This is a genomic window from Psychrobacter sp. P11F6 (assembly GCF_001435295.1).
In the GTDB taxonomy this organism is placed as follows: Bacteria; Pseudomonadota; Gammaproteobacteria; order Pseudomonadales; family Moraxellaceae; genus Psychrobacter.
The window spans coordinates 1,846,661-1,860,751 of the sequence record NZ_CM003594.1; the positions used below are offsets into that span (position 1 = coordinate 1,846,661).

General features: G+C 44.0%; 16 protein-coding genes and 1 pseudogene. 12 read left to right on the forward strand and 5 right to left on the reverse strand.

Translation table 11 applies throughout. From position 1 onward, the window contains the following. The first annotated feature begins 81 nt into the window (after positions 1 to 81). A complete protein-coding gene (gene alr / locus AK822_RS07540) occupies positions 82 to 1,188 on the forward strand; it encodes an alanine racemase (protein ID WP_060491161.1) in 1,107 nt (368 codons plus the stop codon). A 189-nt stretch (positions 1,189 to 1,377) separates the two neighbouring features. Further along, positions 1,378 to 2,295 (forward strand): ornithine carbamoyltransferase, encoded by a 918-nt coding sequence (argF, locus tag AK822_RS07545; RefSeq protein ID WP_055124903.1) that lies wholly within the window; start codon positions 1,378 to 1,380, stop codon positions 2,293 to 2,295. Positions 2,296 to 2,427: 132 nt separating this feature from the next. Here argF and rpiA read toward each other — a convergent pair whose 3' ends face one another. From rpiA to AK822_RS07570, 5 genes are all read right to left on the reverse strand, one after another. After that, positions 2,428 to 3,087 (reverse strand): ribose-5-phosphate isomerase RpiA, encoded by a 660-nt coding sequence (rpiA, locus tag AK822_RS07550; RefSeq protein ID WP_060491162.1) that lies wholly within the window; start codon positions 3,085 to 3,087, stop codon positions 2,428 to 2,430. Between the two features lie 139 nt (positions 3,088 to 3,226). After that, complete coding sequence (locus tag AK822_RS07555) at positions 3,227 to 4,537, reverse strand: arsenic transporter (protein ID WP_060491163.1); 1,311 nt, start codon at positions 4,535 to 4,537, stop codon at positions 3,227 to 3,229. A gap of 81 nt (positions 4,538 to 4,618) precedes the next feature. Next, positions 4,619 to 5,365, reverse strand: a complete 747-nt coding sequence (gene arsH, locus AK822_RS07560) for an arsenical resistance protein ArsH (RefSeq protein WP_060491164.1) — start codon at positions 5,363 to 5,365, stop codon at positions 4,619 to 4,621. Beyond that, positions 5,355 to 5,759, reverse strand: coding sequence for an arsenate reductase (glutaredoxin) (gene arsC, locus AK822_RS07565; RefSeq protein WP_060491165.1), 405 nt, complete (start codon positions 5,757 to 5,759; stop codon positions 5,355 to 5,357). The genes arsH and arsC overlap by 11 nt, the downstream gene beginning before the upstream one ends. Before the next feature lie 128 nt (positions 5,760 to 5,887). Then, positions 5,888 to 6,259: an ArsR/SmtB family transcription factor gene (locus AK822_RS07570; RefSeq protein WP_060491166.1), complete on the reverse strand. Its 372-nt coding sequence runs from the start codon at positions 6,257 to 6,259 to the stop codon at positions 5,888 to 5,890. 193 nt (positions 6,260 to 6,452) lie between these two features. Between AK822_RS07570 and ilvA the strand changes: the two genes are divergently transcribed. The 10 genes and pseudogenes from ilvA to AK822_RS07610 all read left to right on the forward strand — a co-directional run bounded on the left by ilvA (position 6,453) and on the right by AK822_RS07610 (position 14,026). After that, positions 6,453 to 8,006, forward strand: a complete 1,554-nt coding sequence (gene ilvA / locus AK822_RS07575) for a threonine ammonia-lyase, biosynthetic (protein WP_060491167.1) — start codon at positions 6,453 to 6,455, stop codon at positions 8,004 to 8,006. Positions 8,007 to 8,131: 125 nt separating this feature from the next. Further along, a complete protein-coding gene (locus AK822_RS14855) occupies positions 8,132 to 8,302 on the forward strand; it encodes a hypothetical protein (RefSeq protein WP_157292379.1) in 171 nt (56 codons plus the stop codon). Positions 8,303 to 8,353: 51 nt separating this feature from the next. After that, a pseudogene (locus tag AK822_RS15095) lies at positions 8,354 to 8,515 on the forward strand (excalibur calcium-binding domain-containing protein); the annotation flags it as partial. A 29-nt stretch (positions 8,516 to 8,544) separates the two neighbouring features. Beyond that, on the forward strand, positions 8,545 to 9,219 hold the full coding sequence (locus tag AK822_RS07580; RefSeq protein ID WP_060491168.1) for an FMN-binding negative transcriptional regulator: 675 nt from the start codon (positions 8,545 to 8,547) through the stop codon (positions 9,217 to 9,219). A 125-nt stretch (positions 9,220 to 9,344) separates the two neighbouring features. Then, positions 9,345 to 9,785 carry an RNA-binding S4 domain-containing protein gene (locus AK822_RS07585; protein WP_060491169.1) on the forward strand — a complete coding sequence of 147 codons (441 nt, stop codon included), beginning with the start codon at positions 9,345 to 9,347 and terminating at the stop codon, positions 9,783 to 9,785. 206 nt (positions 9,786 to 9,991) lie between these two features. Beyond that, positions 9,992 to 10,489, forward strand: coding sequence for a low molecular weight protein-tyrosine-phosphatase (locus AK822_RS07590; RefSeq protein WP_060491170.1), 498 nt, complete (start codon positions 9,992 to 9,994; stop codon positions 10,487 to 10,489). Positions 10,490 to 10,623: 134 nt separating this feature from the next. Further along, a complete protein-coding gene (murB, locus tag AK822_RS07595) occupies positions 10,624 to 11,730 on the forward strand; it encodes a UDP-N-acetylmuramate dehydrogenase (protein ID WP_060492222.1) in 1,107 nt (368 codons plus the stop codon). Then, positions 11,720 to 12,493, forward strand: coding sequence for a YdcF family protein (locus AK822_RS07600; protein ID WP_060491171.1), 774 nt, complete (start codon positions 11,720 to 11,722; stop codon positions 12,491 to 12,493). The genes murB and AK822_RS07600 overlap by 11 nt, the downstream gene beginning before the upstream one ends. Before the next feature lie 125 nt (positions 12,494 to 12,618). Beyond that, positions 12,619 to 12,915: a cbb3-type cytochrome oxidase assembly protein CcoS gene (gene ccoS / locus AK822_RS07605; protein WP_060491172.1), complete on the forward strand. Its 297-nt coding sequence runs from the start codon at positions 12,619 to 12,621 to the stop codon at positions 12,913 to 12,915. A 208-nt stretch (positions 12,916 to 13,123) separates the two neighbouring features. Then, on the forward strand, positions 13,124 to 14,026 hold the full coding sequence (locus AK822_RS07610) for a sulfite exporter TauE/SafE family protein (RefSeq protein WP_060491173.1): 903 nt from the start codon (positions 13,124 to 13,126) through the stop codon (positions 14,024 to 14,026). Positions 14,027 to 14,091 lie beyond the last annotated feature (65 nt).

Sequence of the window (14,091 nt, forward strand, 5' to 3'; positions counted from 1 at the left end):
AAAATAGCCAGTGCTGCATTAGCCTAATTGATGCAGTACTGGCTTTATAACTTCATAATTCTACTTATAAAGAAGCCAATTATGCGTACTATCACAATCAAACCACAAGCCATTACTCACAACTTAAACCAAGTTAAAAAAATGGCACCAAACTCTAAAGTCCTAGCCATGGTCAAGTCCAACGCTTACGGACATGGCGTGGCAGCGGTATTGCCTGCATTACAACAAGCAGATGGTATTGGTGTTGCAACCTTGACTGAGGCGCTAGAAGCTCGGCAGTTAGGCTGGGACAAAACGATTGGTTTGATTGAAGGCGCATTTACCGCTGATGAGTGGCAGCAGGCCATTAATAGTGATATTAGCTGCGTGATTCATCATGCGCCGCAATTGCAGTGGGCACTCGACAATATCCCACCAGCCAATAGTGCGACCAGAGTGGTTTGGCTTAAATATAATACTGGTATGAACCGTCTAGGCTTCAACGCTGAAGGTATTATGGCAGCGGCTAAGCGCCTGCATGAAGCGGGATACCAGCTGATACTAGCCACGCATTTTGCTAATGCCGATGACAGCACTCATCCATTAAATTCAATGCAAATTCAGCGTTTTTCAGATGTATTAAGCACTTTGCAAGAGACTATTAGCAACGATATCAAAGGCTCATTATGCAATTCAGCCGGTATCGTTAATTTTCCAGAGCATCATTATGATTGGGTACGTCCCGGCATTATTTTATATGGTAGCGCCCCTGTCATTGATAAAAGCGCGCATGAGTTAGACTTACAGCCAGCGATGGATTTCAGCGCACAAATTATCGCCCTGCAAACAGTTCAGGCAGACAATGCTATTGGCTATGGCAGTCGTTGGACAGCGCAGAAAGACACTAGAACAGCGCTGGTAAGTGTCGGCTACGGTGATGGTTACCCTCGTGTCATCAGCGATGAAGCCTATGTCACTGTTATAGATACTACCAACGATCAAAGCTACCGATGCGCAGTCATTGGACGCGTGGCAATGGATATGATTGTCATTGATGTCAGTACCGCACCAGAAGACATTGCGTTAGACAGTAAAGTAATTCTGTGGGGTGATGCCCCGCACGTCGATGAAGTCGCCGCACATGCTGGTACGATTAGCTATGAGCTATTATGCCGCCTAAGCATTCGCCCAAATCGCATACAAGTATAATTATGCTGACCTTATCACTATTCATGTGATGTCTGTTTACCAGACTTATAAATCACGGCAAATTGGACATTTACATTAAACCTAATTGCGCTATACTAAAAGTTTGTTGTCACCCCAGTATACGCACTGACGCGATGCTATTAAAGACTGATGACGTTTCACTGACTGCGATCGACTGCTAGGATTACTATGAGTTTGCGCCATTTTTTGACCTTATCTGATTTAACCAAACAAGAACTAGAAAACCTTATAAAGCGTGCCAGCGAATTGCGCAAGATGCAACACGCAGGCGAGATATATCAGCCGTTTGTTGGTCGTACGCTTGGTATGATATTTGAAAAATCCTCAACCCGTACGCGCATCTCATTTGAGACAGGTATGGGTCAGTTTGGTGGTAGTGCTATCTTTTTGTCGCCAAATGATACCCAGCTTGGGCGTGGTGAGCCGCTAGAAGACTCTGCTCGTGTCATATCGAGCATGGTCGATATCATCATGATTCGTACCTTTGGTCACGAAAAAGTTGAGACCTTTGCTGAATACTCAAGTGTGCCTATCATCAATGCTTTAACTGACGAATTTCATCCTTGCCAGCTATTGGCTGATATGCAAACCTATTATGAGCATCGCGGTAGTATCGAAAATAAAATTGTCACTTGGGTTGGTGATGGCAATAATATGTGTGCATCCTATATGCAAGCGGCTCATCAATTTGGTTTTGAGCTACGCGTCGCTGCGCCTTATGGGTTTGAGCCTGACCCTGAGCTGATGAAACGCTTCTCGCATTGCGTCAGTATTGTCGAAAACGTACAAGAAGCCGCGAAAGATTCAAATTTAATTGTCACCGATGTATGGGCAAGCATGGGACAAGAGTCTGAACAAAACACTCGTGCGCGCCGTTTTGCCGCTTATCAAGTAACGCCATCGCTATTGGACAAAGCCGATCCTGAAGTGGTATTTATGCATTGTCTACCCGCGCATCGTGGTGAGGAGATCTCTCATGATATGCTTGACGATCCACGCTCAGTGGTATGGGATGAAGCCGAAAATCGCTTACATGCGCAAAAAGCCTTGATGGAATTTTTGTTAAAAGACAAAATAAAACTTTAAACAATGTAGCCATAATCTATTTATGGAAGAATAAGTACGAAAAAGGCAGACCACATTTAGTGTGATCTGCCTTTTTATTTTATGATGAACGATAAGCCACTGCTTAACTGATTCTTAACGAGTAAGCATTTTTTAACGAATAAGTGTCGTCACACCATTACTACCTGCTTTCAGCAATACATCAGCTTGATTGGCCGCAAAAATACCATTACACACCACACCCACAATATTATTCAGCTCTTTCTCAAGCGCTATCGGATTACTCACATCCAAATCATAAGTATCTAAGATAACATTACCATAATCAGTCACAAAATCTTCGCGGTAAACTGGCTCACCGCCCATACGGGCTAATTGCCGTGCGACATAAGAACGTGCTTGCGGCAGTACCTCAATCGGAACAGGAAACTCGCGACCTAGCACCTCAACGCTTTTGCTCTCATCAACCATACATATAAATTTGTTAGAAGCCGCTGCCACGATTTTCTCACGAGTGAGCGCGCCGCCACCGCCTTTTATCAATTGCAAATGCTCATTGACCTCATCTGCCCCATCGATATAAATATCAAGCGTACCAGCAAAGTTCAAATCAACGATTTCAATACCAAGGGCACGAAGTTTGTCTTCAGTGACCTGTGAGCTGGCAACTGCGCCAGCAAGCTTTACTGTCGGTAATAATTCAATCAAACAGTTGACCGTACTGCCTGTGCCTACTCCAAGTATCATGTCATCTTCGATATAACTTAGAGCCGCTTTGGCGGCGGCTTGCTTTTGTGCTTGCTGATCACTCATCATAAATCCTTGGCAAAATAAACGTATCGCTTTAAAAAAAGTAAAGGGTAAAAAGGTAAAATGCGCCGCCATTATACCCGATGAGCTTAATGGATGTCAGCGTAATAGCCACGCTAATCGCAAGACATTCACTCAAATTTTAAAATGAAGACAGATAAGGCAACCAAACAACCAAAGCCAGTAGCGTGACCAATAGTACGGGCGGGGTAATAAGCAGTCCAATTTTCATATATTGCCCCCAACTGATTTTATAGTCTTTTTCTGCCAATACATGGAGCCACAATAAAGTCGCAAGGCTACCTATAGGTGTGAATTTCGGCCCCAAGTCATTACCAATCACGTTGGCATAAATCATAAGCTCACGAGTAGCAGCAGGTACTTGCGCACTATCGATAGCCAGTGCACCTACTAAAGTAGACGGCATATTATTCATGACAGAGGCTACAATAGCAGAGAGGAATCCAGTTCCTACTGTTGCGATGACCGTACCCTGCTGCCCCAACCAATTCAATACTTGAGCACCATAGGCAGTCAATCCTGCATTGCCCAAGCCATAAACAACCAAGTACATACCGATGGAAAATAATACTATTTGCCAAGGCGCTTGACGCAGAATATCAGATACAGAAACAACAGCATCACGCCCTCCTTGCCACCAGCGACCTGCAATTGCCATTAATATTAACGCCGCCACTCCTGTCACCAAGGAGATGTCAATGCCCAATGACTCAGTCGTAAAGTAGGCAATAAGTAGCAACGCGAGCAGTGGAAAGGCCGCCTTAAAGACCAGCGGATCTTCAATCGCAGACTCTGGTGCACTCAAATCAGCAATGGAGTAGTGTTTTGGAATATGCCGCGCATAGACCACCCATAATACGGCCAGCGTCGCCAATACAGAGACAATATTGACCGGTATCATCACTGCTGCATAACGACCAAACCCAATGTCAAAATAATTGGCACTAACAATATTGACCAGATTAGAAGTGACTAACGGTAGACTTGCGGTATCAGTAATGAAACCTGTTGCGATAATGAAAGCCAAAGCAGATGGTGGTGAGAATTTAAGACGTAGTAAGATAGCGATAACAATTGGGATCAATAGCAATGCTGCCCCATCATTGGCAAACAATGCCGAGATAAACGCGCCTAAAATCACAATCATAGGAAACAGCAAACGTCCTTGCCCATTGCCTAGCCTAGCCACATGCAATGCTGCCCAGCCAAAAAATCCTGCTTTATCTAAGATAAGCGAGATAATGATAAGCGCTACAAAGGTAAAAGTCGCATCCCAAACGATGTCCCACACAATGCCAATATCGGAGAGCTTTACCACGCCAAAAGCCAAGGCAATCAACGCACCGCCCATTGCACTCCAGCCAATACCCAGTCCTTTGGGCTGCCATATCACTAAAACCAAAGTCACGATAAATATAATCAATGCGATCATTGAGTAACCTTTTTAGGCTTAATCATTATAAGAACAATTATGTAAGAGCAAGTATTAGAAAATGAATGATGAGAGGATACATTAGAGTGATTTTTGGTTGACGCGCTGCGACAGCTCCTCTGCGCTTTCTACTCGTTCAGAGTAACGATCAGTCAGATAGGCTGAGCGTCCACGGGTCAGCCAAGTAAATTTCACCAACTCCTCACAAACATCCACGAGACGCAAATATAAAGGAGACTTATCCATACGATCATCGTCGTTAAATGCCAAAAAAGCTTTAGGAATAGAGGACTGATTGGGTATGGTAATCATCCGCATCCAACGCCCAAGAATGCGCAATTGGTTGACCGTATTGAAGCTTTGACTGCCACCGCTGACTTGCATCACTGCCAAAGTTTTGCCTTGGGTTGGACGTACACCACCTAATGACAATGGAATCCAGTCAATTTGTGCTTTCATAATACTGGTCATACTGCCATGACGCTCTGGGCTCACCCACAGCATACCTTCTGACCACTGCGCCAACTCTCGCAGCTCTTGTACTTTTGGATGATCTGCATCAACAGCATCAGGCAATGGTAAACCCGTCGGATCAAAGGTTCGAACCTCACAACCATACCAACGCAATAGACGGCTCGCTTCTTCACTGGCCAGTTTAGAGAATGAGCGCTGGCGTAGAGAGCCATATAGCACCAATATTTTAGGCGCATGGCGCGGGTCATGTGTACCAATTAAAGACTCAATATCGATAGGCTGTATACTGTCTGCATCAATATTGGGCAAATCACACAAATCGATCACATCTAAATCTGCTGTTTTATTTGCCATGATAAATCACTTCCCCATCTTCTTTAGTAAAGCTGCTCACGGGATTCTCTAACAACTCAAATATGCATTCTGATGGGCGGCATAATGCTGCGCCTTTATTGGTGACCACGATAGGGCGATTGATTAAAATGGGATGGGCAATCATTGCATCAATGATTTGATCGTCAGACAGTTCAGAATTGTCTAATCCTAGCTCATCATTGACAGGCTCTTTGCTTCGTAACAGCTCTCTTGGTGAAAGGTTTATCTTTGCCAGCAGCTCAACTAAATGATCACGGCTTGGTGGGGTTTTAAGATATTCAATTACTTCTGGATTTTCGCCTGATGCTTTCATGATGGCCAATGTATTGCGAGACGTACCGCATTTTGGATTGTGAAAAATTAGTGATGTCATAGTAATTTTACCTATATTTATGAAGATTCTTAGGGTATGTCCTCAATCTTAACGAAATTGACTAAATGAGCTAAAGATGAGGACACGCCCTAGTAATAAAGAGGTTTGTTAAATCAGTTATGGGCTTACTAATTATTTGAAAGACTGTCTGCATCAGCAGGTTTAGCACGCTCACATCCGCTCAAACTATCCATAAGAGACGCACACAATTCTGGATGTCCCGCACAACAATCTTGCAATAGAAACTGAATAACCTCCTCCATATGTGACAGTGAGGCGCGATAAATTATCTGCCGGCTTTGACGTTGAGACACCACCCACCCTGCACGAGCCAGCACCGATAAATGTGCTGACATCGTATTGTGCGGCACAGACAGTTGACGAGCTATTTCGCCCGCTGGCAGACCAACGGGCTCTTGGCTGACAAGCAACCTAAAAGCTTTTAGACGAGTATCTTGAGAGAGCGCAGCAAAGCTTGCGATAGCATTTATTATTTCCATATGTCCAATAATACAGACATATGGAAATAATTCAATATTTTATTTAAAAAATATTGAGATAAAATCACCCTATCTTTCATCAAAAATTGAAATCACTGCAAAAACTGCAATAGGGTCTTGCAAGACCGTTAAAATCAGCATAGGCTAATCTATTTAATTTTCTATTCATCCACACTTTTTATTAGGGAACATTATGCTGTCACATTGGGTACGAGCCATCTTGCAAGCCACCGTCTATGACGTGGCAATTCAAACACCACTTGAAGCGGCGCCCAAGCTGACCCAACGTTTTGCTAATGACATTCGTTTTAAACGCGAAGACTTGCAACCGGTCAAATCCTTTAAATTGCGTGGTGCCTATAATCGAATTAGTCAATTAAGTGATGAGCAAAAAGCCCGCGGCGTCATTTGTGCATCAGCAGGTAATCACGCACAAGGGGTTGCTTACTCCGCCCGTAAACTTGCCCTAAACAATATCATTGTGATGCCGACCACCACCCCTGACATCAAAGTAGATGCCGTTAAAGCACTGGGCGGCAATGTCGATTTGTATGGTGATAGCTTCGATGAAGCCAACCGTTATGCAATCAATCGCGCTGAAACAGAAGGTCTGACCTTTATTCCACCTTACGATGATGAATTGGTGATTGCCGGACAAGGTACCATTGGTCTTGAGCTAACTCAGCAATGGCGCAATATGGATTATGTGTTCGTCGCGGTTGGCGGTGGTGGTCTCATCTCAGGTGTCGCGGCATTCTTAGGTGAAGTTGCGCCGCATGTCAAAGTGATTGCGGTGGAAGCAGAGCAATCAGCTTCTCTTAAAGCGGCGCTTGAAGCCAATGAGCGCGTTAAGCTTGAGCAAGTTGGACTGTTCGTCGACGGCGTGGCAGTTGCTCAAATCGGCGAATTGCCATTTGAAATTGTCCGTATGCAAAAGAGTGATAAATCAGGCCCTTTAGTCGAGCCTGAAGTCGTGACTTGTACCAATGACGAAGTATGTGCGGCGGTTAAAGATATCTTTGAAGAAAATCGCAGTATCGTTGAGCCTGCGGGCGCGTTACCCGTTGCTGGTATGAAAAAATATATCGAAGCCCATAATCTGCAAGGTAAAAACTGCGTCGGTATTATTTGCGGTGCCAATATGAACTTTGACCGCTTACGCTATATCGCTGAGCGTACTGAGATTGGTGAGAAAAAAGAAGCCATCTTTGGTGTGACGATTCCTGAGCAGACAGGCGCTTTCTTAAACTTCTGCCGTAGCTTACATGGACGCAATATTACTGAGTTTAATTATCGCGCCGATAGCAAAAAATCACCTGACTCTATGGAACCTGCATCAATATTTGTCGGTATAGCGCTAAAAGAAGGCGACAAAGAGCGTAAAACGATTCGTACCCAATTGGCAGCTGATGGCTATACAGCTCATGATCTGACCGATGATGATATTGCCAAATCACATATCCGCCATTTGATTGGTGGTCATGCGCATGTCGCAAACGAGCAATTATTGAGTGTGGTTTTCCCTGAACGTCCAGGGGCATTGCTGAAGTTTTTAGAAAAACTGGGTGATGACTTTAATATCACTTTGTTTCATTATCGCAATCATGGTGCCGCCGAAGGTCGCGTATTGGTCGGTTTGCAAGCGTCTGAAGGTAACTCTCGTCAATTACAAGACGCGTTACTCGATATCGGCTATGACTGCACCATGCTCAATGACAATATTGGTTATCAATTATTTTTGAAATAAAAATAGACTATCAATCCATCAATGGCTGTTTGTTAATCACCAAAAAGCCGCCATTGATGAATGAACAGTGATTATGCATTGGTAGCTTTCATTAATTCATAGCGACCATGATTAGGTGGTAAACCGTGACTCAAAAGATATTGATCTTTGTATTATTACTGGTTTTAGCACTTTTGGGTTATAAGATGCTGCAACCTAACAACACGACCAGTAACCCTATTGCTAAAGTTGCGACTGATACTCCAGTTGACGCTGCTTTTACCTCAACTGATCTGGATGATATACCGCCAACGTAAGTCGACTCAGATGCAACGTCAACATCAGTCTCGGCAGTAAAACCAGTACTCACGTCGTCAGCATCAGCATCAAGCTTTACCTGTGATGGCAGAGAGCATTGCTCTCAGATGACGTCATGCGCAGAAGCCACTTACTTTATACAACACTGCCCGAATACCAAAATGGATGGTAATAATGACGGTATCCCATGTGAGCAGCAGTGGTGTCGCTGATTTTATATCAAATATAAACTGAGAACAGCATGCATACTCCTGCTATTTTTTCCGAAGAAAACCTAGAAAACATCATTGGATTTATCGCAGCCAATCCCTTAGCGACCTTGGTTGCTCAAACCAAAGATGGCATCGAAGCCTGCCATATACCACTCTTCTGGCATAACGATAACTTTATGCCTGATGCTAGTGTTGGTGTTAACTCTAATGCTCAGCACGGCTATCTTTACGGTCATTTTGGTCGTAAAAACCCTATTTATCAGAACACCTTACCAGATACTGCGTGGTTAATTATTTTTCAAGATTCTGGACATTATATCAGCCCCAACTGGTATCCTAGCAAAGTGAAAACCCATAAAGAAGTGCCCACTTGGAACTATCAAAGCGTCCATATTCAATCCAAAATTGAACTGCTTGAAGACGCCGATACACTGAAATGGATATTAGCAACCATGACTGCGCAGCAAGAGGTGCTATCCGACCATCCTTGGTCATTAGATGAGGCACCTGCTACTTATATCGATGCTATGTGCCGAGGGATTATTGGCTTTAAGCTGCCCATCGATTCTATACAAGCCCAATTTAAATTAAGCCAAAATAAAACCGTAGAAAATACCACAGGTGTGATTAATGGTTTAGCGCAATTAAAGACAAATGATGCGGCAGAAATGGCGATGAAAGTTGCCAATCAGAATAATGGCTAAGACGAGACTTTCTCTCTTTACCATAAGAATCTATTTTTAAACATTTTGATAGCGCAAGGCTCTTTCAATTTGCAAAAAAAGCACCATTATTATTATCTTACTTTATGGATATCTATGAGGTTTTGATGAGTAAACACAACAAAAACCACAATCAGCCTAGCCATAGCCAACCTGATGTCGTGCGTATGCGTCTCGATAAGTGGTTGTGGGCAGCACGATTTTATCGGACACGTAATCTCGCCAAAGAAGCCATCGAAAGCGGACGGGTACATTATGCGGGTAGTCGCGTAAAGACCAGTAAAGAGATTATGGTTGGCGATGAACTACAGATTCGTCAAGGCTCAGCCACTGCCATGACTGAAAAGACCGTCGTCGTTGAAGCACTAACGGCGCAACGTGGTAATGCGCTCGCTGCTGAAGTCTTGTATTCAGAGACTAAAGAAAGCGAAGAGCGCCGCGCTTATCATGCTGAGCAGCGCAAACTTGCCAATCTTGCACGGCCCGATAATAAACCCAACAAAAAAGAGCGCCGTGACCTTCAACGCTTTAAGCACAAACAAGAGTAAGCTGGTCAAAGTACGACCTTACATTATAAATAATATCGTCGAAAATTCGTGAACAGATGACCGTATTGTTTAGCTTCTACTCTTGCCATTCAAGGCATTAACCGTTACGCTGACAGCCGATTTACTTAATTAATTGCATGCTAATAAAAGCCGCACTAACATGCCGGTCTCTTATAGCATGTTTTTTTGTTATACAAGGTCATATTATGCTGATGAAAACCTGTACTCCGTCTTCTGTATTATTGGTTTGTTTGGGAAATATTTGCCGATCGCCAACGGCTGAAGAAGTCTTTCGTCAGCAAGCAGCGATTGCTGGATTGTCAATCAAAGTAGATTCAGCAGGCACGAGTGACTCACATATCGGTCATGCGCCCGACACTCGCTCGCAACGCCATGCAAAAGCGCATGGTTATAAAATCAATAAACTGATCGCCCGCCAAGTCAGTGCCGATGACTTTCGTAATTTTGATTTAATTCTAGCGATGGATACACAGAATTTAGCTGATTTACAAGCCATCAAAGACAGCTTAATAGAAACAGAAGATAATTTGGCTAAGTTGGCTTTATTTAGTGAGGAAGATCCTACTTATGGCGGCGACGATGTGCCAGATCCTTATAAAGGCGATGGTGACGACTTTGAAGAGGTAATTGAGCGTATTGAGTCAAGCGCACAAGCGTGGATTGAAAGCTGGAAAGCTTGCTAACGATAAAGCTAACTTTCTGCCACCTTTGTGTCTTTCATCCTTTATAATAAACACTGTGTAATCCATTATCTATCTGCCACATGGGCTATGTTATGACCTCAGTTTCACGCTTGGATTCTAGTACTCAATTTGCCATGACCACTGATTTGCCAGCAGGCTTATTGACCCGTGAATTAGTCGATTTGTCACATGGTAATACCATGGCCTTAGCCTGTGTCGCGGATACTGTCGTGACACTGACGGCTGAGGCACAGCTTGACGATTTTATGGCAAATTATACAAAAGACATAGCGCAAAACAAGCCATTATTTGTGTTGTCTGGCGGTAGTAATGTGTTATTACCAGCGCATCTGAATGCTATCGTATTGCAGCCCCAAATGCGCGGTATCAGCCTCACCGCTCAGACAGATAGCCACGTCGATATCGCAGTAATGGCAGGCGAAAACTGGCATGACTTGGTGGTATATACGGTCAGTCAAGGTTGGTATGGGCTAGAAAATCTGGCACTAATCCCAGGGCTAACTGGTGCGGCACCCGTACAAAATATCGGTGCTTATGGTGTCCAACTAGAAGACTGCTTACAGTATGTACGAGCCTATCACTTACCCACTCAAACTTGGCATCATCTCACAGCCGCCGACTGCGAGTTTGGCTATCGTGACAGCATTTTTAAACGTGCGCCTAATACTTGGTTAATCAGCTGTGTTGGATTCAGATTACATACCGATGCAACCAAAATCCTAGCCAGCTATGGTGATGTGCAAACCGTTGCGCAACGATATGCCGAGCAAGACGATCGTACGCAGCCAGTGCCTGCGGATATCATGCAAGCGATTATCGATATTCGTCAACAAAAACTCCCTAATCCCAAGCAACTGCCAAATTGTGGTAGCTTTTTTCAAAACCCCATTATTCATCAGTCGCACTTTACTGCTTTACAATCAACCTACCCTGCTATCGTCGGCTACGCTATGCCTGATGCCATGGTAAAGGTTGCGGCAGGCTGGTTGATTGAACAGACAGGCTTAAAAGGTGGTGGTATTGCACCGATTGTCACCCATCAGCAGCAAGCCTTGGTGCTGACCAATCATGCCCCTTATCACGCCACTCAAGACAATGTAGCAGATGCCCAACGACATATCGTCGATACGGTTTATGAAAAATTTGCGATTCAGTTAGCGCGTGAGCCAGTTTGGGTAAATACTGACGGCTCTATTGGGTATGATGAGCATGTGGTCTAAGCGGCTATTATCTAAGCGACTATGGCGTTATTACTTGCGTTCAGCTGAGCGTATGATAAAGCTATTTCGCATTATTAATATTACCTTTTTACTTGGTTCAACGACTGTTATTTTAGTACTCATCAGCCTATTCACGCCGCTGTTCTCCCAAGCGATTGTTTATCTATTTACGCTTTTGCCATTGCCCAGCCTACCCTCTGCTGCCTTGAGTTCACCGCCTACCGCTTACGTGGTGTTAGGCGGCGGACTAACCAATGATCATGACAATCAAATTATTCTTAATAGCTACAGCCTCAACCGTGCCCGTACCGCTGCCAGCGCTTATCACGACTTACCCCTACCTATTGTACTAAGCGGTGCTGAAGCGCCGTGGCTCGGTCAATGGCTCATTGAGCATGGTATTGATGGGCTGATAAGTGAAAATGCCAGTATGAATACCTGCGAAAATGCGCGTTTTACCGCCAAACGTATTCCACTGCGTCATGTGTATCTCATTACTGACAGCTACCATATGGCACGTGCTCGTAGACAGTTTGCCTTAAACGGTATCAATAGCACACCACTTAGCGCCCCTTTACCAGTGAGCCGTGACTGGATGAGACCTGCGCAAAACTTAAGTCATTCTCGACGCGCTGTTTATGAAGTTGCCGCTTATTTACGCGATGTGATACGTCCTCAAATGGATTGTCGTCATGCCAACGACGTGACCTCACAGCAGCTGTTAACCCCTAGAGGGAACGCAGCAAAAAAACCTGACGAATAGATTTCAATACAAGCAGGTAGCCAGTTCAATATCTTTTGATAACTCATCCTAATCACTACCGGTCATCCACTATACTTGTGATGAGTGTATAATAATAAAAGAAAATGCTATTTAAGAGAGTTACCATGCTCAGTATATTTTTGTTAATTCCATTAAGTCTCATGCTATTTGTGGTTGCCATTTGGGCGGTACGCTATGCGGTCAAATCAAACCAGTTTGAAGATTTGGACAATGCATCACAGCGCATCATATTGGATGATCGCCAAGAGCGACGGCAAACCATACAGGCTCATGATTACTCAGCGCCTATTTCACAGAATGACGATACCACAGCGACTGATATAGTCGCTGATGATAAGCTGAGCCATCCTGATATAGAGTCAATTGATCATGCTGACCTTGATAAACAGCCAAAAATCTAGCATTGAGCCACCTTATCTATAGTAGAAGCTATTGAAAGTGTGAATATATGGCAACCGAGCGCAAATAGTACGACTTAGTACATTGAACGAGGTGGATGCCATAACCACTTATCAAGGCTTGTACTATCTGTGCAACCTACTGTTAAGTGTTGGTTAAATGCCGATTGTATGCGTAGGTTTGCTTTTCATTTTTTAGGAGAATCGCCCCATGACCACCGCTTTACTTATTGCGGCACTACTGATGGGATTTTTTGGTTCACCGCATTGCTTAGGCATGTGTGGCGGTCTGGTGACAGCATTTGGGCTATCGATGAAAGACGTCAGCCCTACCAAACGCCGTGCTCTTGTGGCAACTTACCATTTAGGTCGTTTGACCAGTTACGCATTTTTGGGTTTGATGGCAGGATTGATTGGCACCACTGTGCTAGAACCCTTAATGAAAGGTAACAGTACGCCACGTATCTTGCTAGGCTTGGTGTTAGTATTCGTCGGCGTGACCATGCTTGGCGCACCATTTTTAAAAAATCTTGAGCATTTTGGTATGCGATTTTGGCAATATCTCAGCCCACTTCGTCAAAAAGTATTTCCACTCAATACCTTTCCGCGAGCATTAACGGCTGGACTGCTTTGGGGATTTTTGCCTTGCGGATTGGTTTATGGTGCATTATTGATTGCAGTGGTCGCTCACAATCCACTAAGCGGTGCAGCACTCATGTTTGTGTTTGGCTTAGGAACCGTACCGATGCTAGTCGCCACGCACGAAACCGTTGGCTGGTTACGTGACAAGATTGGACGTTTTCGCTTGAGACAGCTTAATGGCGCTGTCATGGTATTATCTGGCTTAGCCGTTGTGTTTGTCCCTATAGCAATGTCTAGCATGCATGGTGGGCATGATATGTCCAATATGCAAGGCGATCATATGCAAATGAGCGATTCAGAAATGATGGATATGCCGGTGGATACAAATATGGATCACAGCAGCCATAATATGATGCCAACTGATAACAGCACAACTCCCCAAGGTATGGATCATAGTATGCATGATATGAGTGATGGCGCGATCAACATGAACCACGATGAACATTCTGAAATGATGGAACAAGCTCAATAGAATCATCGACAATAGATATTGTTAAAATATAAAATCATTTAACATCGAAATCTGCCATATAAAAA

What these genes read in the sequence shown, in the direction of transcription:
- alr (WP_060491161.1), top strand. Translation starts at nt 82, where the DNA reads ATGCGTACTATCACAATCAAACCACAAGCCATTACTCACAACTTAAAC.
- argF (WP_055124903.1), top strand. Translation starts at nt 1,378, where the DNA reads ATGAGTTTGCGCCATTTTTTGACCTTATCTGATTTAACCAAACAAGAA.
- rpiA (WP_060491162.1), bottom strand. Translation starts at nt 3,087, where the DNA reads ATGAGTGATCAGCAAGCACAAAAGCAAGCCGCCGCCAAAGCGGCTCTA.
- AK822_RS07555 (WP_060491163.1), bottom strand. Translation starts at nt 4,537, where the DNA reads ATGATCGCATTGATTATATTTATCGTGACTTTGGTTTTAGTGATATGG.
- arsH (WP_060491164.1), bottom strand. Translation starts at nt 5,365, where the DNA reads ATGGCAAATAAAACAGCAGATTTAGATGTGATCGATTTGTGTGATTTG.
- arsC (WP_060491165.1), bottom strand. Translation starts at nt 5,759, where the DNA reads ATGACATCACTAATTTTTCACAATCCAAAATGCGGTACGTCTCGCAAT.
- AK822_RS07570 (WP_060491166.1), bottom strand. Translation starts at nt 6,259, where the DNA reads ATGGAAATAATAAATGCTATCGCAAGCTTTGCTGCGCTCTCTCAAGAT.
- ilvA (WP_060491167.1), top strand. Translation starts at nt 6,453, where the DNA reads ATGCTGTCACATTGGGTACGAGCCATCTTGCAAGCCACCGTCTATGAC.
- AK822_RS07580 (WP_060491168.1), top strand. Translation starts at nt 8,545, where the DNA reads ATGCATACTCCTGCTATTTTTTCCGAAGAAAACCTAGAAAACATCATT.
- AK822_RS07585 (WP_060491169.1), top strand. Translation starts at nt 9,345, where the DNA reads ATGAGTAAACACAACAAAAACCACAATCAGCCTAGCCATAGCCAACCT.
- AK822_RS07590 (WP_060491170.1), top strand. Translation starts at nt 9,992, where the DNA reads ATGCTGATGAAAACCTGTACTCCGTCTTCTGTATTATTGGTTTGTTTG.
- murB (WP_060492222.1), top strand. Translation starts at nt 10,624, where the DNA reads ATGACCACTGATTTGCCAGCAGGCTTATTGACCCGTGAATTAGTCGAT.
- AK822_RS07600 (WP_060491171.1), top strand. Translation starts at nt 11,720, where the DNA reads ATGTGGTCTAAGCGGCTATTATCTAAGCGACTATGGCGTTATTACTTG.
- ccoS (WP_060491172.1), top strand. Translation starts at nt 12,619, where the DNA reads ATGCTCAGTATATTTTTGTTAATTCCATTAAGTCTCATGCTATTTGTG.
- AK822_RS07610 (WP_060491173.1), top strand. Translation starts at nt 13,124, where the DNA reads ATGACCACCGCTTTACTTATTGCGGCACTACTGATGGGATTTTTTGGT.